The sequence below is a fragment of the Bradyrhizobium sp. genome (assembly GCF_027451485.1).
Lineage (GTDB): Bacteria > Pseudomonadota > Alphaproteobacteria > Rhizobiales > Xanthobacteraceae > Bradyrhizobium.
Map to the genome: position 1 here is coordinate 78,361 of NZ_DAIDJE010000040.1, position 17,309 is coordinate 95,669.

General features: G+C 62.0%; 15 protein-coding genes. 12 read left to right on the plus strand and 3 right to left on the minus strand.

Annotated elements, in window-relative coordinates; all coding sequences use genetic code 11:
* Positions 1-53: 53 nt before the first annotated feature.
* The 7 genes from NEZ08_RS05510 to NEZ08_RS05540 all read left to right on the plus strand — a co-directional run bounded on the left by NEZ08_RS05510 (position 54) and on the right by NEZ08_RS05540 (position 7,093).
* Positions 54-707: an ABC transporter ATP-binding protein gene (locus NEZ08_RS05510; RefSeq protein ID WP_298104660.1), complete on the plus strand. Its 654-nt coding sequence runs from the start codon at positions 54-56 to the stop codon at positions 705-707.
* Positions 704-3,163: an ABC transporter permease gene (locus NEZ08_RS05515; protein ID WP_298104663.1), complete on the plus strand. Its 2,460-nt coding sequence runs from the start codon at positions 704-706 to the stop codon at positions 3,161-3,163. The genes NEZ08_RS05510 and NEZ08_RS05515 overlap by 4 nt, the downstream gene beginning before the upstream one ends.
* Positions 3,153-4,241, plus strand: coding sequence for a lipocalin-like domain-containing protein (locus tag NEZ08_RS05520; protein WP_298104666.1), 1,089 nt, complete (start codon positions 3,153-3,155; stop codon positions 4,239-4,241). Before NEZ08_RS05515 ends, NEZ08_RS05520 begins: the two co-directional genes overlap by 11 nt.
* Positions 4,242-4,273: 32 nt before the next feature.
* Entirely contained in the window at positions 4,274-4,666 is a 393-nt protein-coding gene (locus tag NEZ08_RS05525) for an MAPEG family protein (RefSeq protein ID WP_298104669.1), read from the plus strand.
* Between the two features lie 205 nt (positions 4,667-4,871).
* Positions 4,872-5,417, plus strand: a complete 546-nt coding sequence (locus tag NEZ08_RS05530; protein ID WP_298104672.1) for a DUF962 domain-containing protein — start codon at positions 4,872-4,874, stop codon at positions 5,415-5,417.
* Positions 5,414-6,400, plus strand: coding sequence for an NAD-dependent epimerase/dehydratase family protein (locus NEZ08_RS05535; RefSeq protein ID WP_298104675.1), 987 nt, complete (start codon positions 5,414-5,416; stop codon positions 6,398-6,400). Before NEZ08_RS05530 ends, NEZ08_RS05535 begins: the two co-directional genes overlap by 4 nt.
* 78 nt (positions 6,401-6,478) lie before the next feature.
* The gene (locus NEZ08_RS05540; RefSeq protein ID WP_298104679.1) at positions 6,479-7,093 is read left to right on the plus strand and encodes an isoprenylcysteine carboxylmethyltransferase family protein; all 615 of its coding nucleotides are present in this window, start codon (positions 6,479-6,481) and stop codon (positions 7,091-7,093) included.
* 55 nt (positions 7,094-7,148) lie between these two features.
* Here the strand turns inward: NEZ08_RS05540 and NEZ08_RS05545 are convergent, their stop codons facing one another.
* The 3 genes from NEZ08_RS05545 to NEZ08_RS05555 form a co-directional block, all read right to left on the minus strand.
* Positions 7,149-8,069 carry an alpha/beta fold hydrolase gene (locus NEZ08_RS05545; protein WP_298104712.1) on the minus strand — a complete coding sequence of 307 codons (921 nt, stop codon included), beginning with the start codon at positions 8,067-8,069 and terminating at the stop codon, positions 7,149-7,151.
* Between the two features lie 201 nt (positions 8,070-8,270).
* Positions 8,271-8,936 carry a hypothetical protein gene (locus tag NEZ08_RS05550; RefSeq protein ID WP_298104681.1) on the minus strand — a complete coding sequence of 222 codons (666 nt, stop codon included), beginning with the start codon at positions 8,934-8,936 and terminating at the stop codon, positions 8,271-8,273.
* 249 nt (positions 8,937-9,185) lie between these two features.
* Entirely contained in the window at positions 9,186-10,382 is a 1,197-nt protein-coding gene (locus NEZ08_RS05555) for an ABC transporter substrate-binding protein (protein WP_298104684.1), read from the minus strand.
* 327 nt (positions 10,383-10,709) lie between these two features.
* Between NEZ08_RS05555 and NEZ08_RS05560 the strand changes: the two genes are divergently transcribed.
* The 5 genes from NEZ08_RS05560 to NEZ08_RS05580 form a co-directional block, all read left to right on the plus strand.
* On the plus strand, positions 10,710-12,260 hold the full coding sequence (locus tag NEZ08_RS05560) for an AMP-binding protein (protein ID WP_298104687.1): 1,551 nt from the start codon (positions 10,710-10,712) through the stop codon (positions 12,258-12,260).
* 137 nt (positions 12,261-12,397) lie between these two features.
* Complete coding sequence (locus NEZ08_RS05565; protein ID WP_298104691.1) at positions 12,398-12,754, plus strand: hypothetical protein; 357 nt, start codon at positions 12,398-12,400, stop codon at positions 12,752-12,754.
* A gap of 132 nt (positions 12,755-12,886) precedes the next feature.
* A complete protein-coding gene (locus NEZ08_RS05570) occupies positions 12,887-13,603 on the plus strand; it encodes a DUF1614 domain-containing protein (protein WP_298104694.1) in 717 nt (238 codons plus the stop codon).
* Positions 13,604-13,737: 134 nt separating this feature from the next.
* Positions 13,738-15,948: an acetate--CoA ligase family protein gene (locus NEZ08_RS05575; RefSeq protein ID WP_298104696.1), complete on the plus strand. Its 2,211-nt coding sequence runs from the start codon at positions 13,738-13,740 to the stop codon at positions 15,946-15,948.
* Between the two features lie 340 nt (positions 15,949-16,288).
* Positions 16,289-17,309, plus strand: a 1,021-nt coding sequence (locus tag NEZ08_RS05580) for an ABC transporter substrate-binding protein (protein WP_298104698.1), incomplete at its 3' end; no start/stop codon positions are given.

Here is a 17,309-nt window from a genome sequence, read left to right on the forward strand (position 1 = left end):
ATCGACAGAAGATAGCAAGGTGCATCGCTCGCATGGCGCGGGATAAAGAGATCATGCTGAGCGTTCGCAATCTCACCAAAGCCTATTCGGCGGCGGGTGAACGGGTGTCCGTGCTTCGCGGGGTCAACCTCATCGTTGCAGCCGGCGAGCGCGTCGCACTGACGGGGGAATCCGGCAGCGGCAAGAGCACGCTGTTGCACCTGATCGCCGGGCTCGACCGGGCCGATGGCGGCGAAATCGATTTTGCCGGAACATCGACTGCAGGCCTGAGCGAAGCCGGACTTGCGGCATTACGCCGCGATCGGCTCGGCCTCGTGTTTCAGCAATTCAACCTGATCCCCAGCCTCAATGTCCGGGATAATCTGGCTTTCCAGTCCCGCATTGCCGGACGCCACGATGTCGCCTGGCAGGCCGAGCTGGCTCAGCGCCTGGGGCTCACCCCTCTTCTCGACCGCTATCCCGAGCAACTGTCCGGCGGCCAGCAGCAGCGGGTGGCCATCGGCCGGGCGCTGGCCGTCAAACCGCTGCTCCTGCTCGCCGACGAGCCCACCGGCAACCTCGACGAGACGACAGCAGACGGGGTGATGGCGCTGACCCGCGACCTCGTCGCGCAGACCGGCTGTGGACTTCTGATGGTAACCCATTCCAATCGTCTGGCCGCGATGCTGGACCGTCACGTCAATCTCACCGCGGGATTGATCGCGTGACGAGGACGCTGTGGGTTCTCGCCGTCCTGTTCAGCCATTGGCGGCGGCATCCGATGCAGTTCGCAACGCTGGCGATCGGTCTCGTCTCGGCGGTCGCGCTGTGGAGCGGCGTGCAGGCTCTGAACCAGCAGGCGCGAGCAAGCTATGACCGCGCCGCGGCTGCATTTGGCGGTGTCCGCACCGCGACATTGGTCTCGACCAACGGAGGCACGTTTCCCCAGCAGCTTTTTGTTGCGCTTCGCCGCGCCGGCTGGCCGGTATCGCCGGTTCTGGAAGGCCGAATCCAGGTCGATGGCCGTTCATTCCGCCTGCTCGGCATCGACCCCGTGACGCTGCCGACGGAAGCCGGCGATAGGCCCCCCATCGGCGGAGAGCTGCAGGGCTTCGTCCTGCCTCCCGGACAGACGCGGCTCGCGCCCGAGACGATGGCCGAGCTCGGCGCAAGCGAAGGTGCTTCTCTGGAAGCAAGCAATGACATGAAACTGCCGCCACTGCGCCTTGCGGCACAGCTGGCGCCCGGAGTGATGGTGGTCGATATCGGCGTCGCCCAGCGGCTGTTGAAAATGCCAAATCAGGTTTCCCGACTTCTGGTCGGCAAGAGCAAGGGTCCGCGTGCTTCGCTCGACAAGGTCGTCGGCGACAGGCTTCGCCTCGTCAAGCCAACCGCCGAGACCGATCTCGAGCGGCTTACGGACAGTTTCCACTTGAACCTCACCGCGTTCGGCCTGCTGTCGTTTTTTGTCGGCCTGTTCATCGTCAACTCGGCGATCGGACTGGCGTTCGAACAGCGGCTGCCGATACTACGAACATTGCGTGCCTGCGGCGTGTCGTCTCGCCAGCTCAATACGGTCTTGCTGCTCGAACTGGTGTTTTTCGCGCTGATCGCCGGGCTTGTGGGCATGGCTGTCGGCTATCTGATCGCAGCCGCGCTGCTCCCGGATGTCGCTGCATCCCTGCGCGGGCTTTATGGCGCGCAAATTCCGGGGCAACTGTCCCTCAGCCCGCAATGGTGGCTTGCCGGACTCCTCATCAGCGTACTCGGTGCATTGCTGGCGGCAACCGCGAGCCTGTTGAAGGCGGGCCGCCTCTCGGTGCTCGCCTCGGCCCAGCCGCAGGCCTGGCGTCAAGAGCAGCGCCGGTGGGTCATGCTTCAGGGGATTGCCGCGCTCGCCGTGTTCGCCACGGCCTTCGGCTTTCTCTGGTTCGGCGACTCCCTGCTCGCCGGCTTCGCCGTGCTCGCAGCCATACTGCTAGGTGCGGCGCTGGCGTTACCCCTGCTGTTGGAACTGGTGCTGGCGGCCGGCGAGTACCAGGCGCGCGGCGCGCTCGCCGCGTGGTTCTGGGCCGACAGCCGCCAGCAACTTTCAGGCTTGTCCTTGGCCTTGATGGCCCTGTTGCTCGCGCTTTCGGTCAATGTCGGCGTCGGCACGATGGTCGAAAGCTTCAGTCGAACCTTTGTGAACTGGCTGGATGCGCGGCTCGCTGCCGACATCTACATCAATGCCGCTGACGATGCGCAGGCCAAGGCCATTACCGCATGGTTGCGCGAGCGGCGCGATGTCATCGCCATCCTGCCGGGCGGCCGGGCAGAAACCCAGTTCGCCGGTGCGCCTTTGGAAATTTTCGGTCTTCCCGACAACGCCACGTACCGCGACCGCTGGCCGCTGCTGCAATCGGCAGACGATGCCTGGACGCGGTTGCAGAAAGGCGAGGCGGCCTTCGCCAGCGAGCAACTGGCGCGGCGCTCAAGGCTGTCCCTCGGCGACGTTATCGAGGTGCCGACGCCGCATGGCGGCTGGACGATCCGCATCGTCGGCATCTACGCCGACTACGGCAATCCAAAAGCCCAGATTGCGGTGAATTTTGACGCGCTGGCCGGTCATTTCCCCGACATCCCGCGCACCCGGATCGGCCTTCGGGCCAATCAGGCTGCCGTCCCCAGATTGATGTCGGACTTGCGGGAGAAGTTCGGTCTCGACGACCACAGTCTGATCGATCAGGCGACCTTGAAAGCCGAATCGAAACGCATCTTCAACCGGACATTCTCGGTGACTGCGGCGTTGAATGCCTTCACGCTCGCCGTTGCCGGCATTGCATTGTTGACGAGCCTGCTCACACTCGGCAATTCGCGGCTGCCGCAGCTCGCGCCGCTGTGGGCGATCGGGATCACGCGACGGAAATTGGCAGCCATCGAGCTGCTCAAGACGATGTCGGTGGCGCTGCTCACCGCCCTGCTCGCGCTGCCTCTCGGCCTTCTCGTCGCCTGGTGCCTGATCGCGATCGTGAATGTGAAGGCGTTTGGCTGGCAGCTGCCGTTCCACGTGTTCCCGCTGCAGTTGGCCGAACTTCTCGCCGTTGCCATGGTGGCTTCGCTCGTGGCAGCGGCCATTCCGGTTCTCAGGCTGGCGCGCTTGCAACCTACCGCATTGATCAAGGTTTTCGCCGATGAGCGCTAGCTCATTGATCTCCCGCCGGACCTTTGCCGGCGGCGCGTTACTGATGACACTGGCGGGAAAGGCTGCGCGGGCGCAAGGCTTTGCCGGACTCGGAATGGCTGGCCGCGGGTTCGCCCCTGTAGTGCCCGGCAGGCAGCTTGTCTTTCCCGCCGATCACGGCCCGCATCCGGACTTTCGCATCGAATGGTGGTACGTCACCGCCAACCTGGCTGACGCAACCGGATCGGCCTACGGCGCGCAATGGACGTTGTTTCGCCAAGCGATGGCTCCCGGCCCGCAAGCGGAAGGCTGGGCCAATCAGCAGATATGGATGGGGCACGCCGCCGTCACCCGCGCCGACACACATCGCTTTAGCGAGACCTTCGCGCGCGGCGGCGTCGGACAAGCGGGTGCGCAAGCCTCGCCCTTCGATGCCTGGATCGACTCCTGGCAAATGCGCGGAGGCGCGGGGATGAACAGCGACACGCTTTCGCCGCTCCAACTGAATGCAGCCGGCAGCGACTTCGCCTACACCCTTCAGCTTCAGGCCGACCACCCGCTGGTCCTGCAAGGCGACGCCGGCTACAGCGTGAAATCAGAACAGGGACAGGCGTCCTATTACTACAGCCAGCCTTATTTCAGGGCGCGCGGCCGCATCACGATCGATGACACGCCGGTCGAGGTCACTGGCCTTGCCTGGATGGATCGCGAATGGAGCAGCCAGCCGCTCGCCTCCAACCAGACCGGATGGGACTGGCTGTCGCTGCATTTCGATAGCGGCGACAAGCTGATGCTGTTTCGGCTGCGCGCAACAGACAATCATCCTTTCATTTCCGGGAAATGGTTCTCGCCCGACGGCAGGGAACGACGGCTCGGACCTTTTGAGATCGCCATGACGCCGAAGGTTTTCACCGAAATTGCCGGACGGCGGATTCCGACTACATGGGACATCGCGATCGCGCCGCTGTCGCTTGCGATTTCATGCACGTCGGTGAACCCTGAATGCTGGATGGCAACGCGCTTCGCCTATTGGGAAGGACCGATCCGTTTTTCCGGCAGCCACCAGGGGGTTGGATATCTGGAAATGACGGGTTACTGAGGGCGGATTCAAGAAGTTGAAGGACTCTGCGCATGTATCGCCTGACGGCCCTCGTCACCTGCCTTGCGGTCCTGACGTATTTCTTTTCCAGCGTTCAGGTCGCCAGGGCGCGCAGAACCTACGGCATCAAGGCGCCGGCAATATCGGGCAATCCGGACTTCGAGCGCGTCTTTCGTGGCCAGATGAACACGCTGGAATGGATGCCCATCTTCCTGCCGGCGCTGTGGCTGTTCGCGATCCATGTCAGCGACGCCGTTGCGGCTGCGCTCGGTCTCGTCTGGATCATCGGCCGTATTCTCTATATGACCGGCTACGCAAAAGCGGCCAACAAACGTAGGACGGGATTTGCCATCCAGGCCAGTGCCGCGATCATTCTCTGGGCGGGTGCAACTGGGGCCATCCTGTGGCACCTCGTCCACCCGTGAAACAAGGCATGCTGCGACGTATTGAAGCTTTCAACAGATCGCAATATTCTCGTAACTTTGCGGGCCTGTACCGCTATTTGACTTCGGACATATCCCAAGTTTAACTTGCCTTTGCACCGCCAAGGCTGCACCGCCTCATTTGATCATCAGCGCCTTTAGTGCTTTTGCGCGAAGGCCGCAGCGAGAGCCCCAACGAGCCCCATAGATGAGTGCCTTCTTCAAGCGCCAGCTCACCGATTACGTGGAGTATCATCGCAACGTCTGGAACGGTGTGATGCACGTGTTCGGCATTTTGACTTTGTTTTTTGCCGCCATCCTGCCGCTCAATCTTGTTCCCATTCATGTGCTGGGAGTGCAGACGACGCTCGCGCCGATTCTGGCCCTTCCGGTTTTGATCTATTGGCTGCTGCTCGACGCTGCGCTTGGAACAGCCATTCTCGGTTGCGCGATTATCCTGTTCTCCGCGGCCGGCTTCGTCGCGGCTCACGCAACCACCCTCACGGTGTGGGCAACGGCTCTGCCGCTGATCGCCATCGGCATCGGCTTCCAGTTCGTCGGTCATCGGGTGTTCGAACAGCGCCAGCCCGCGCTGGTCGACAACCCCTCCCATCTGCTGCTCGGGCCGATGTTTGTCATGGCGAAACTGTTCATTGCGCTGGGGTTCCGGCCGGACCTGGCGGCGATCATCCACAGCGAGCCGCACGGGCCGTCATCTTTCACCGGGGAACGTCAGCCGCTGCCACGTTCATGACCCAGACACTCGTCACGGGCGGCGCAGGTTTTATCGGACAGCACCTTGTATCGGCGCTTGTGGCGCGCGGTCGAACGGTGCGGGTGCTCGATCGCCGGCCGCCGGTTTGCGCCACACCTGGCGTTGAATACGTGTCGGGTTCGGTGCTGGATACCGATCTCGTCGGTGAAACCCTGCGCAACGTCGATGAGGTTTATCATCTCGCCGGACTGCCCGGCATGTGGCTGCCGAACAAGGGCGACTTCCACGCCGTGAATTTCCGGGGAACCGAAATTGTTATTGCCGCGGCCCGCAAGCGCGGCGTCCCACGCTTCCTCCATTGCTCGACCGAATCCATCCTGTTCCACCCAAAGCCGTCGCGAGGCGATGACGGCGAGCAAAGCCTGTTGCCGCCGGAGCAAATGCCGGGCCTCTATACCCGCTCGAAAATGCTGGCAGAGCAGGCGGCCGCACGGGCCGCAGCGGACGGATTTCCACTCGTCATCGGTACACCGACCATGCCGATCGGGCCCCACGATCACAACCTGACGCCCCCTACCGCCATGCTCCGCCAGTTCCTGCATGGACGCGTTCAGATGTATCTCGATTTCATCGTCAACTTGGTGGATGTGCGCGATGTCGCCGCCGGACTGATCCTGGCCATGGAGCGGGGGAAAACCGGCCACCGCTATATTCTCGGCGGCGAAAGCATGTCGCTGAAGAAGATACTGAAGCTGATGTCGGCGATCAGCGGGCGGCGCACGCTCGCTATTCCAGTCCCCGGCCGGATCGCGGAAGCAGCCGCAGGGACGCTCGAATTCATCGCAGATCACATCACCCACACTCCGCCGTCCGGCACGGCCGAGGGCGTCCGGATTGCGCTGCGGGCCACCGAGCTATCGGTCGCAAAAGCGCAAAACGAGCTGGGCTATGCGCCGCGGCCGATCGAACCGGCGCTGCGCGACACCATTACTTACCTGCTCCGCGAGCCCAAACTCGCCTGAACCCCAAGCCGCTCCTTCAGTTCGATTTTTTTCGGCAATTGCCAGCGCGCGCCAATCGGGAATATAAGGAGCGCCATGATGAACTCGATCGTCGCTTTCGTGTGGAGCGGTTGGACCGCAACCTGGCCCAGCGCCTTGCTGGCAATAATCTGGGCGGCTTGGCTGTTGAGCTGGCTGATTGGCGCATTTTTTTCAGGGCGCACGGAGAAGCATGTCAGAACCTGGGACTCGCGGGCCTACCGGTTTCCGATCCTGATCGGCGCGATCCTGCTGACGCCATGGACCGCGACGGTGCTCGGGGAGCAACCGCTCTGGCATGTCGGGACCGCGGGTACCTATATCCTGGCCGCCCTGACCGCGGCCGGCTGCCTGTTCACATGGTGGGCGCGCATCCATCTCGGCCGCTTCTGGTCAAATGCCATCACGCGTAAAGAAGGCCACCGCGTCATCGACACGGGACCTTACGGATTGGTCCGCCATCCGATCTATACGGGACTGATCGGCGCCATGATCGCAACCGGCATTGCCGTTGGCACGGCAACCGCGCTGCTCGGCACGGTCCTCATCGCCATCGGACTCTGGCAAAAAGCGCGCATGGAGGAAGGCTTCCTGACGAAGGAACTCGGTGCGGATGCCTATGGCCCCTACTGCCGCCGCGTTCCTATGCTGGTGCCTTTCCTGCCGCAACGCTGAAGCGTCCTCTTCCCCTTTTGGCATTGCCGAGAAGCAGCCTCTGACGTCGACAGCGTCAATGCCTCGGCGGAGCGCGTACCGACGCCTCGACCACCGGCTCGAGATGGCGGGGAACGACGACACGCTCGCCCGGAACCAGCGGCGTTCGGTCGGCGCCCTTGTTGACCTGCATGACCGACCAGAGCGGAACGTGATAGGCGTCGGCAATGGACTCCAGGCTGTCGCCCGGGCGCGCGAACACTGGCATGCCGCTGTCCCATAAATCGATGGGCGCTTTAGGCGGTACGACATAGCGAACAGGCACGCCCTCGCCCGCGGGCTTCGTGCTTGCCAGCTGAAGGACCTTGGTCACGAGCTGCTCGTGGATCGCGTCCTGCTTCTCGATGTTGATGTGCGTGACTTCATCATGCTGCGAAAGGTCGAAGCTCGCATATTGGCCGAGATAGCCGGGCTTCGGCTTGACATCACCGCCACCCAGAACGCTGGTGGAAATGAAGATGTTGATGAAGCGATTGACGTTGAGGGGGACGTCGGGCGTGACATGTGCGGGATCGATAGCAACGACCAGATCAGCCCTGATCCCTTCACTTTCCAGAACCTCGGCAAACTTCACCGCGCAAAGTCCACCCATGGAATGCCCGATCAGGACGATCGGGGCCGGGCTCTCGCGATAGTCGTGAATCGCTTGCGCGGCGATCAGGCGGCAGATGGTGAATTCGTAAACATTCGACGGAATGCCGGCTTGCTCAAGCTTCTCGCTGAGGCGGTCGATTCCCGTCGAAAAGATCGGCCCCATGGCTCCGCGGAAGAGATACACGCGCGGGCGCGGCGCGGCGCTCGGAGCCATGGCAGAAGGCGCCGCTTCGGTCGCGGCAGCTGTGACGGGACCCGCTACTGCGGAATCAACGCCAGCTGACAGCGAGATCAGGCACAGCATCCCGACAAGGACCGCCATACCCCTCGTCGGATTGATCATGCGATTCACAAGCTGTCCTGACGCTGGAAGCCCTGTACTGATCGCCGGGATCGGCATAACCATTGGGCGGGAAGGCGCAAATCGATGCGTGCTCACCGCCCTTTTGAGAGGTCGAATTGGTGGAATTGTGGCGGTTTCCCGCCAGCCGCAGTGGCTGGGCCGGCACTCCGCCTGCGCGGCTCGCGCCAGCCGTCTCGACGGCTATCGCACAACGGCGTGTGCGGCGGACACTTCTCTCGGCCGGCTGCCGAACACCACGGAATCGATGTCGCCGATCACTCGCCGCTGCATGATCTCGTTCTTCTCGATGGTGATGTGCCCGACGCCCGGAACATTCTGCACATTTACGTTGTCAAGCTCGCCGTGCATTCCCCTTGCTCGCGCCACCGGCTCTCCATTGCCGTTGCCGATATAATAGTTGATGTAGCGACCGACGCGGCCGGAAAGACTGGTGCGAAACACCGAATCGAGACCAATCACGAGCCTGACCGGAACGCCAAGCTGATTGAGACGCTCTACCATGTCGGGCAGCACGGTGGCGCCGGATGAATGTCCGACCAGAATGACCGTCTTGACCCTCCCGCTGCGATAGTCGGCAGCGGCTTCGTCGGCGACGCCCGACCAGCCAAGATAATTCGTCACGTCGACCGGGATGCCCTGGGCTTCCAGCTTCGCTGCAATGTCATCGAGACCGAGGGAGAAAATGTTGAGCACGCCGCGCAGCATGTAGACTTTTGCGCCGTTGGCTGGTTGTACCGGCGTCGTCCGACCTGCTGTCGACGCGACTGGAAGCGAGAGCAGCAGCAATGCCATGGCCGCCGGCTTCCACCATCGGCCGGGCACGCGGGCCAGGTTGAAAAACTTCATGTGACCGCCGGATGACATCATGGGGTTCCCCTTCGCAGAAGTGGCGTGGCCGGAACGTAGCTCCGGCACGCTCGCATCTGCAACAAAAACACAGGTTCGCGCCGCAATTTCGTTTGCACCTCGTGTCCCGTGAGCAACACCAACCGGCCTCGCTTTACCTCCAATGAAGTCTTCAGCAACTTTGCAAACGGCATAAAAAACGCGGCGCCATTTGGCGCCGCGTTACCTCATGGCTACCGCAGCTTCAAATCACTTCGTCAGCGGGCAGCCGCTTTCCTTGGCGGTGAAAAACGCCTTGTCACCCGGCACAACAGCGAGCTGCTTGTAATAATCCCACGGCTTCTTCGATTCCGACGGCTTCTTGACCTCGAACAGATAAAGGTCGTGGACCATGCGGCCGTTTGCCAGCACCTTGCCGTTATCGGTGAACGCATCGTTGACCGGAAGTTCCTTGAGCTTCTTGACGACCGCGTCCGAATCCTTGGTCCCGGCCGCCTTCACCGCCTTCAGATATTGCAGCGTCGCCGAATAGGTGCCGGCATGGATCATGCTGGGCATCCGGCCGGTTCGCTTGAAGAAACGCTCCGAGAAGGCTCGCGTTCTGTCGTTCTGGTCCCAGTAGAAGCCTTCGGTCAGCACCAGCCCCTGCGCCGCTTCGAGCCCAAGGCCGTGAACCTCGGCCAGTGTCATCAGCAGGGCCGCAAGCTTCTGGCCGCCCTTGACGATGCCGAACTCGGCCGCCTGCTTGATCGAGTTGGTGGTATCGAGACCGGCGTTGGCGAGCCCGATGACCTTGGCCTTCGAGCTCTGCGCCTGAAGCAGGAACGAGGAGAAGTCCGACGAATTCAGGGGCACGCGCACCGAGCCCAGCACCTTTCCGCCGTTTTCCTTGACGATATCGCCCGTGTCCTTCTCCAGCGCGTAGCCGAACGCGTAGTCGGCCGTCAAAAAGAACCATGTGTCGCCGCCGGCTTTCACCAGCGCGCCGCCGGTGCCGACCGCAAGGGCGTGGGTGTCGAAGGCCCAGTGGAAGCCATAGGGCGTGCAGGCATCGCCGGTGAGGCGCGAGCTCGCGGCACCGACCACGATGTCGATCTTCTTCTTTTCCTTGGAAAGCTCCTGCACCGCAAGCGCGACCGAGGAGGTCGTGAGCTCGGTGATCATGTCGACGCCCTCGACATCATACCAGCGGCGCGCGATGCTGGTGGCGAGGTCCGGCTTGTTCTGGTGGTCACCGGTGACCAGCTCGATTTTCTGGCCAAGCACCTCGCCGCCGAAATCCTCGATCGCCATCTTGGCGGCCTCGACCGAATATTTACCGCCGTAGTCGGCATAGACGCCGGACTGGTCGTTCAGAATACCGATCTTGACGCCCTGCGCAGACGCCGGCGCCGCGATCAAAAGGCCGCATGCCGCAACGGCCAATGGCCATAGTTTAGGTCTCATAGGATTACCCCCGATTATTGTTGTTTTGGCAAAATTCGTTCCGCCGGCAGCATATTTTATAACCTTTGCCGTGCCCACCCACTTTGGATGCCCCAAAAGTAGGGTCGCAAACGGCCGCACCCTGTGGCAAGCGCCGCGGGCAAGGCGGTGGCCGGTCGCAGGCTCTCCCTTTCCCCAGGCCATGTTTGTTCCCATCGCTGTGGTGACGCCGCCTCAAGCCTCCGCTAACATCCCCTCAAAAAGCAAACACACTGTCCGGGAGGACAAACGCGCGCACGCCAGGCATGTCGCTAGCGCCATCGCGTGCCAGAGGGGAGAGCTCGAAGGATGTACACCGGCAAGCACGCTCATCTTCGCCCGCTTCAGCCCGCTTTCATCATGGCGAACTCCGGCGAGTCCGTGAGTTATGCCGAACTCGAAGCGCGGAGCAACCGCCTTTCCCATCTGTTCCGCAACCGCGGCATGAAGCGGCTGGATCACTATGCGATCTTCATGGAGAACAACAGCCGCTACCTTGAGGCGTGCGGCGCGGGCGAGAAGGCCGGTCTCTATTTCACCTGCGTCAACTCCTACCTGACACCGCCGGAGCTCTCCTACATCCTCGACAACAGCCAGTCCCGAATTCTGATCACCTCGATCGCCAAGCTCGACGTCGCGCGGGAGGCGCTCAAGGCCTGCCCGAAGGTCGAGCTCTGCATAGTAGCCGACGGCGCAGGCGAAAGCGACCGCATCGTTGGACTAGCGGAAGCGACCGCCGGACTGCCCAAGACGCCGATCGCGGATCAATCGATCGGCACGGCAATGCTTTACTCCTCAGGCACGACGGGGCGGCCGAAAGGCATCCTGCGTCCGCTGCCCGAGCAGCCGCCCTCGCAGCAATTGCCGCTGTTCGATTTTCTGCAGAAGCTGTGGCAATACCGCGAAGGCATGATCTACCTGTCGCCGGCGCCGCTCTATCACTCGGCGCCGCAGGCCGCCGTCAACCTTACGATCCGGATGGGCGGCACCGTCATCATCATGGAGAGCTTCGACCCGCAGCGCTATCTCGAACTGGTCGAGCAATGGGGCGTCACCCACAGCCAGCTGGTTCCGACCATGTTCTCGCGCATGCTCAAGCTGCCCGAGGACGTCCGCGCGCGTTACGACCTCTCGTCGCTCGAAATCGCGGTCCATGCCGCGGCTCCCTGTCCGGCCGCCGTGAAGGAGGAAATGATCAGGTGGTGGGGGCCGATCATTCACGAATATTACGGCGCCACCGAAGGACTTGGCTTTACCGCCTGCAACAGCGCGGAGTGGCAGGCGCATCGCGGCACGGTTGGACGCGTGCTCCTGGGTGACCTTCACATTCTCGACGGTGATATGAAGCCTTGCCCGGTGGGGACGCCGGGCACAGTGTGGTTCAAGACCGCAAGCGCGTTCGAGTATTTCAACGATCCCGATAAAACACGCGAGGCGCGTTCGGCAGACGGCACGATGAGCACCGTCGGCGACGTCGGCTATGTCGACGACGACGGTTATCTCTACCTGACCGATCGTGCGACCTTCATGATCATCTCCGGAGGCGTGAACATCTATCCGCAGGAATGCGAAAACCTCTTGATCACCCATCCGAAGATTGCCGATGCCGCCGTGTTCGGCGTGCCCAACGCGGATCTCGGCGAGGAAGTCAAAGCGGTGGTGCAGCCGATGCCCGGGGTGACGCCGTGCGCCGAGTTCGCGAACGAGTTGATCGAGTTCTGCAGCCGGTCGCTGTCGCGTCAGAAGGTGCCGCGTTCGATCGATTTCGAAGAACAATTGCCGCGGCTGCCCACCGGCAAGCTCTACAAGCGGCTGTTGCGCGACCGCTACTGGGGCGACAAGACCTCGCGTATCGTCTGACGTGACCCGGCGACAAGACCGGAAGACTGCCGGCACAAGGTGTCGGCGGCGAGCATCTTTTCCATGTGGATTGCAACATTGCGTCGCTTGATCGGTCATCGGCTTTTTGCTGAGATGTTTTCTGGCTGAGGTGGGGCATGACGTGGAAGCAAGAGCGCGATCTTCTGATCGCGCAGACCATGGCGTTTGTGCAGTCTGTGGCGGGGAAAACGGCAAATGCCGGACGGTTGCATGAAACGCCGCTGCCGTCAGTGTCGCCGGTTTATCCCCCGACGATCGAGCAGCGACCGTCGGACGTTCTCCCCGCACGCTTGACGCCGATCAGCCATGGCGACCTGCGCGAGGAAATCCATCGAAGGGTCGCCGCGTTCCGCGCCCGCCAGCAGGCTTTCGATCGCGAGCGCCACCAATACTGCGATTCAGTGATGGCGAAGGTCCGCGCGGGGAGCGAAAAGGCGGCAAAGGCCAGCGACAATCCGGCGCTCAAGCGCTGACTGCAAGCTTGTCATTGACATCCGCATCTGCCCTGCCGCGATCGCAATGGAGGAAACCGAGCCTTGCGATGAGCCCGTCAGGTTCCCAACTTAAAAGGCGGGGTTAACTGGTATTGAACGGCTGAATTCGCCATGGGCTCTCAGGTTCACTATCTGCCGCTCACGCCGGCCTTGTTTTCCATCCTGGTGGTTCTGTTCATCGGGCTGATCATCCTGATTCAGCTTCGGGTGCTGCGCTACGCCTATATGAGGCTCGGCGTCGGCCCGGGCGCTGCGCTGCTGCTGTTGTTCGGGTCACTGATCGGCAGTTACTTCAATATCCCGATCACGGTGCTGCCGGGAGAGACGGTGAGATCGGGGCAGGTCATCGATTTCTTCGGCATGCAATATGTCGTGCCGCTGGTGCAGCAATGGCCCGGCACCGTGCTCGCCGTCAATGTCGGCGGCGCCGTGATCCCGACGCTGATGTCGACCTACCTCGTGCTCCGCTATCAGCTTTGGGTCAAGGCGACGATTGCGGTCATCGCCATTGCCGTCATCATCCATGCGATGGCGACGCCGGTGCATGGCCTTGGCATTGCGGTGCCGGTTTTCGGGCCCGTCGTTGCCACCGCGATCCTGGCTTTCATTCTCTCCCGCGAATACGCCGCTCCGCTGGCCTATATAGGCGGATCGATGGGAACATTGATCGGCGCGGACCTCTCCAATCTCGACAAGATCACCGGGCTTGGTGCTCCGGTCGCCTCGATCGGCGGCGCGGGAACGTTCGACGGCATCTTTCTCACCGGCATTCTGGCGGTCCTCCTCGCCGGGATCGTCTCGCCATCGCGGCCACGACCAGCCTGGTAGCAGACCGGCATTCGCGCAACGCAATTGCCAGCCTCCTCGACTATCAATAACTTGCCGACGATCAATCAAAAGAAATCATGCTTCCGGCCGACTTTCCGTCAACCGGAAATCATCAGAGGCAACGTTCAGCGAACATGGAAGCCCGTTCAGGAAATGCGGCCGGCAAATGGTCGCCGCCACCGCATGCCAGCCGCGTCGTCCGACAGATCCACGCGATGCTGCACCCACGGAACATCGTCGTGGTCGGCGCGACGGACAAGCCGGGCAACTACGCCGAACGTATCTGGAACAACCTGATCAAATACGGCTTCGAAGGCGGCCTTTATCCGCTCAACAGCAAGCGCGAGGCCATCTGGGGCGTGCCCTGCTATCCGGATTTCGCCAGCCTGCCGGAGAAGCCGGATCATGTGCTGGTGATGGTGCCGGCACGCTTTGCGGTGCAGGTGGTGCGCGACGCTGCCGCGGCCGGCGCCCGTTCGGCAACGATCGTGACTTCCGGCTTCAGCGAATTGCAGGACGCGGAAAGCCAGAGGCTGGCAGTCGAACTACAGCAGGCGATCCGTGAAACCGGGCTTGCCGTCACCGGTCCGAACTGCCTCGGCAACTTGAGCGCGGGCGAAAATCTTTTCACCAATATCGACGACCGCATCGTCACGATGAAAGCAGGTCCGGTTGCCATCGCCGGGCAGTCCGGCGCGATCGTGATGGCGATACGTCAGGCGCTGGAGGATCGCGGCGTCGGGGTCGGCTACATGGTCACGACCGGAAACGAGGCCGGCCTGGAAACCACCGATCTGATGAACTATTTCGCGATCGACCCTTCGATCCGAGTCATCGTGGTCTACCTCGAAGGCGTGCGCAACACCAGCGCGTTCCGTGAGGCCTGCAAGGCAGCGCGCGCGGCGGGCAAGCCGGTGATTGCGATCAAGCTCGGCGCTTCCGAAGGCGGCCGCGCCGCTGCGATGGCCCATACCGGCGCCCTCGCCGGCTCGATCGAAAGTTTTGATGCGATCTCGGCGCGCGAAGGCGTGATCCGGGCCCGCGGCCTCGATGAGCTCGTCGAAACCACCGAATGCTTTGTCCATGCCGCCTCACCGAAAGGCTCGCGGCTCGCCGCGGTCACGCTGTCCGGCGGCAAACGCGGGCTTCTGATCGATGCCTTCTCCGCCGCCGGCCTCAACTTCGCGAGCCTGAGCCCCGCGGTCAGCGAAAAGCTCGCGAAAATGCTGGGGCCCGGTTCGATCGTCGGCAACCCGCTCGATGCCGGTTTTGCCGCGGTCGTCGATCCCTCCGTTTACATGCAGTCGATCAAGATTATGATCGACGACCCCGATACAGATATCGTCATCATCGATTCCGAACTGCCGAAGGCGCCGCATGAACTCCGCGAGCGCAACCTTCATCGCGTCAACGAGATGGCGGCGACCGCGAACAAGCCCGTGATCTACATCTCGACCATGTCGATCGGCTTCACCGAATTCACCAAGGGCCTGCGCCAATCCTTGCCGCATATCGCCGTGATGCAGGGCCTCGACCGCGCGGTCGGCGCGATAAAGTCGCTGATTGAATATGCGGCGCTGCCAAAGGACGTACCGGAAATCGCGTCGAGTTCGACCGCCTCGGCGCGGGCGATGCTCGAACGCATGCTCAAGAACGCCAAGGGCGCAGCACTCGACGAGGTCGCGTCGAAGAGGTTGCTCAAGGCTTACGGCATTCCGATCTCCAAGGAAGCAATCGCGCAGACGTCCTCCGAAGCGGTCAAGATTGCGAGGCAGATCGGGTTTCCAGTCGTCGCCAAGGTTGTCAGTGCGGAAATCCTGCACAAATCCGACGTCGGCGGCGTGATGCTCAACATCAAAAACGCAGCCGAGGTGAAAAAGGCTTTCGAGCAGATCACGTCCCGGGTGAAAAAACTGAAGGACAAGCCAAAGATCGATGGCATCCTGATCGCGCAGCAGGTCAAGGCCGATCTCGAACTGGTCGTCGGCACCGCCCTCGATGCAGAGATGGGTCCGGTCGTTCTGTTCGGTACCGGCGGCGTCGAGATCGAACTGATGAAAGACGTAGCTCTGGCCGGCGCGCCGCTCGATGCGGCGGAGGCGAAAAAGCTGATCGGCCGCACCAAGGCCGGCGTCAGGCTCCGCGGCTATCGCGGCAAACCGGCGCTGCATGAGGCTTCCGTCATCAAGGCGCTGGTCGGTCTGTCCAACCTGATGATGGACGCCGGCAGCCGGATCGCCTCGATCGACGTCAACCCGTTTCTGGTCAACAGCCGCTCCGGCCTGGCCGTCGATGGCCTGATCGTTCTCAATAATCGGGCCGCGAAAGCATCAGGCGACCACTGACAAAAGACGGATTGTCTCCCTCATCCCTGCCGTCTCAGCGCCATTTCGCCGCAGCGCCGGCTCGCATGCAATCGATGCCCCGATCCCAGGAATACTTCCGGTGCGGAGCGTTTTCACGGATGGTCGACCATCCACCGTGCCTTAAAAATGGTCATCCAAACAACGATTTGACCGTTAGTCCGCTTTGGCCGCTGGCCCGGGGCGGGCCCTACGCCGAAGGTCGCAGGAATTTTGCCGGGTTGGTCGTTGGCAAGTACGCGACGGAAAGTTACGCTCCTGTTTCAAAGGCATCGAAGAATGCCGGACTTCAAGGCAATCACAACGTTGTCGGGAGGGAGACATGGCTACAGCGCGACGACCCTGGCCGGTCGATCGGCGGACTATTCTGCGGACAGGCGCCGCGCTTGCCGCGGTGCAATTTACGTCACCGTTCATCATCAAAGCCCGAGGCGAAACGCCGGTGAGGATCGGAATGGTCGATCCGATCACCGGCGTTTACGCCGCAATCGCGCAAAGCGAGGTGGTGGGCGCAAGATTTGCCGCCGAGGAAATCAACAAGAAGGGCGGCATCATGAGCCGGCCCTTGCAGCTGATCGTCGAGGACAGCGCCGGTAGTCCCGGTACCGCCATCGACAAGGCAAAGCGCTTGGTAGCGCGCGAAAAGATCAATTTTCTGATGGGCACGGTCAATTCCGCCGCCTCGCTCGCCGTCAGCCAGTTCGCCAATCAGCACAACATGCTGTTCCTGTGCACTGGCGGTCACGTCGATGCGTTGACCGGTACCAATTGCCAATGGAACACGTTCCGCACCTGCTCGACCACCTGGATGCTGACCGCCGGCGATTTCGAAACCCTGTTCGATAAATTCGGCAAGAGCTGGTATTTCATCACCACCGACTACGCCTTCGGCCACGCCGAACAGGCCGATTATGAAAAGCAGCTGAAACACCACGGCGGCACCATGGCGGGATCGGCGCTGGCGCCGGTCGGCACTACGGATTTTTCGTCCTACCTGATTGAGGTGAAGGCGAAGAAACCTAAGGTGCTCTGCCTGCTGCTCGCCGGCGATGACCAGGTGAACTGCATGAAGCAGATCGCGCAGTTCGGCATCGACAAGGAAATCGCCGTCGCGGGCGCGTTGATCGAGCTTGAACAATTGCAGTCCCTGCCGGAGAATGCGCGCTATGGCTGGTGGACCGCGGAATGGTACTGGAAACAGCCGAACACCCCGCATCTCGATGATTTCGTCAAAGCCTATCGCGCCAAATACAAGGGTGAGTATCCCTCGGCGCGGTCCTGGTTCGGCTATGCGTCGACCTATGCGATCAAGCTGGCGGTGGAGCGGGCCAAGTCGCTCGACA

Excerpts from the sequence above, each read along its gene's own strand:
- NEZ08_RS05555 (WP_298104684.1), bottom strand. The coding sequence starts at position 10,382 with ATGAGACCTAAACTATGGCCATTGGCCGTTGCGGCATGCGGCCTTTTG.
- NEZ08_RS05575 (WP_298104696.1), top strand. The coding sequence starts at position 13,738 with ATGGAAGCCCGTTCAGGAAATGCGGCCGGCAAATGGTCGCCGCCACCG.
- NEZ08_RS05525 (WP_298104669.1), top strand. The coding sequence starts at position 4,274 with ATGTATCGCCTGACGGCCCTCGTCACCTGCCTTGCGGTCCTGACGTAT.
- NEZ08_RS05540 (WP_298104679.1), top strand. The coding sequence starts at position 6,479 with ATGAACTCGATCGTCGCTTTCGTGTGGAGCGGTTGGACCGCAACCTGG.
- NEZ08_RS05565 (WP_298104691.1), top strand. The coding sequence starts at position 12,398 with ATGACGTGGAAGCAAGAGCGCGATCTTCTGATCGCGCAGACCATGGCG.
- NEZ08_RS05545 (WP_298104712.1), bottom strand. The coding sequence starts at position 8,069 with ATGATCAATCCGACGAGGGGTATGGCGGTCCTTGTCGGGATGCTGTGC.
- NEZ08_RS05550 (WP_298104681.1), bottom strand. The coding sequence starts at position 8,936 with ATGAAGTTTTTCAACCTGGCCCGCGTGCCCGGCCGATGGTGGAAGCCG.
- NEZ08_RS05535 (WP_298104675.1), top strand. The coding sequence starts at position 5,414 with ATGACCCAGACACTCGTCACGGGCGGCGCAGGTTTTATCGGACAGCAC.
- NEZ08_RS05510 (WP_298104660.1), top strand. The coding sequence starts at position 54 with ATGCTGAGCGTTCGCAATCTCACCAAAGCCTATTCGGCGGCGGGTGAA.
- NEZ08_RS05560 (WP_298104687.1), top strand. The coding sequence starts at position 10,710 with ATGTACACCGGCAAGCACGCTCATCTTCGCCCGCTTCAGCCCGCTTTC.
- NEZ08_RS05530 (WP_298104672.1), top strand. The coding sequence starts at position 4,872 with ATGAGTGCCTTCTTCAAGCGCCAGCTCACCGATTACGTGGAGTATCAT.
- NEZ08_RS05520 (WP_298104666.1), top strand. The coding sequence starts at position 3,153 with ATGAGCGCTAGCTCATTGATCTCCCGCCGGACCTTTGCCGGCGGCGCG.
- NEZ08_RS05570 (WP_298104694.1), top strand. The coding sequence starts at position 12,887 with ATGGGCTCTCAGGTTCACTATCTGCCGCTCACGCCGGCCTTGTTTTCC.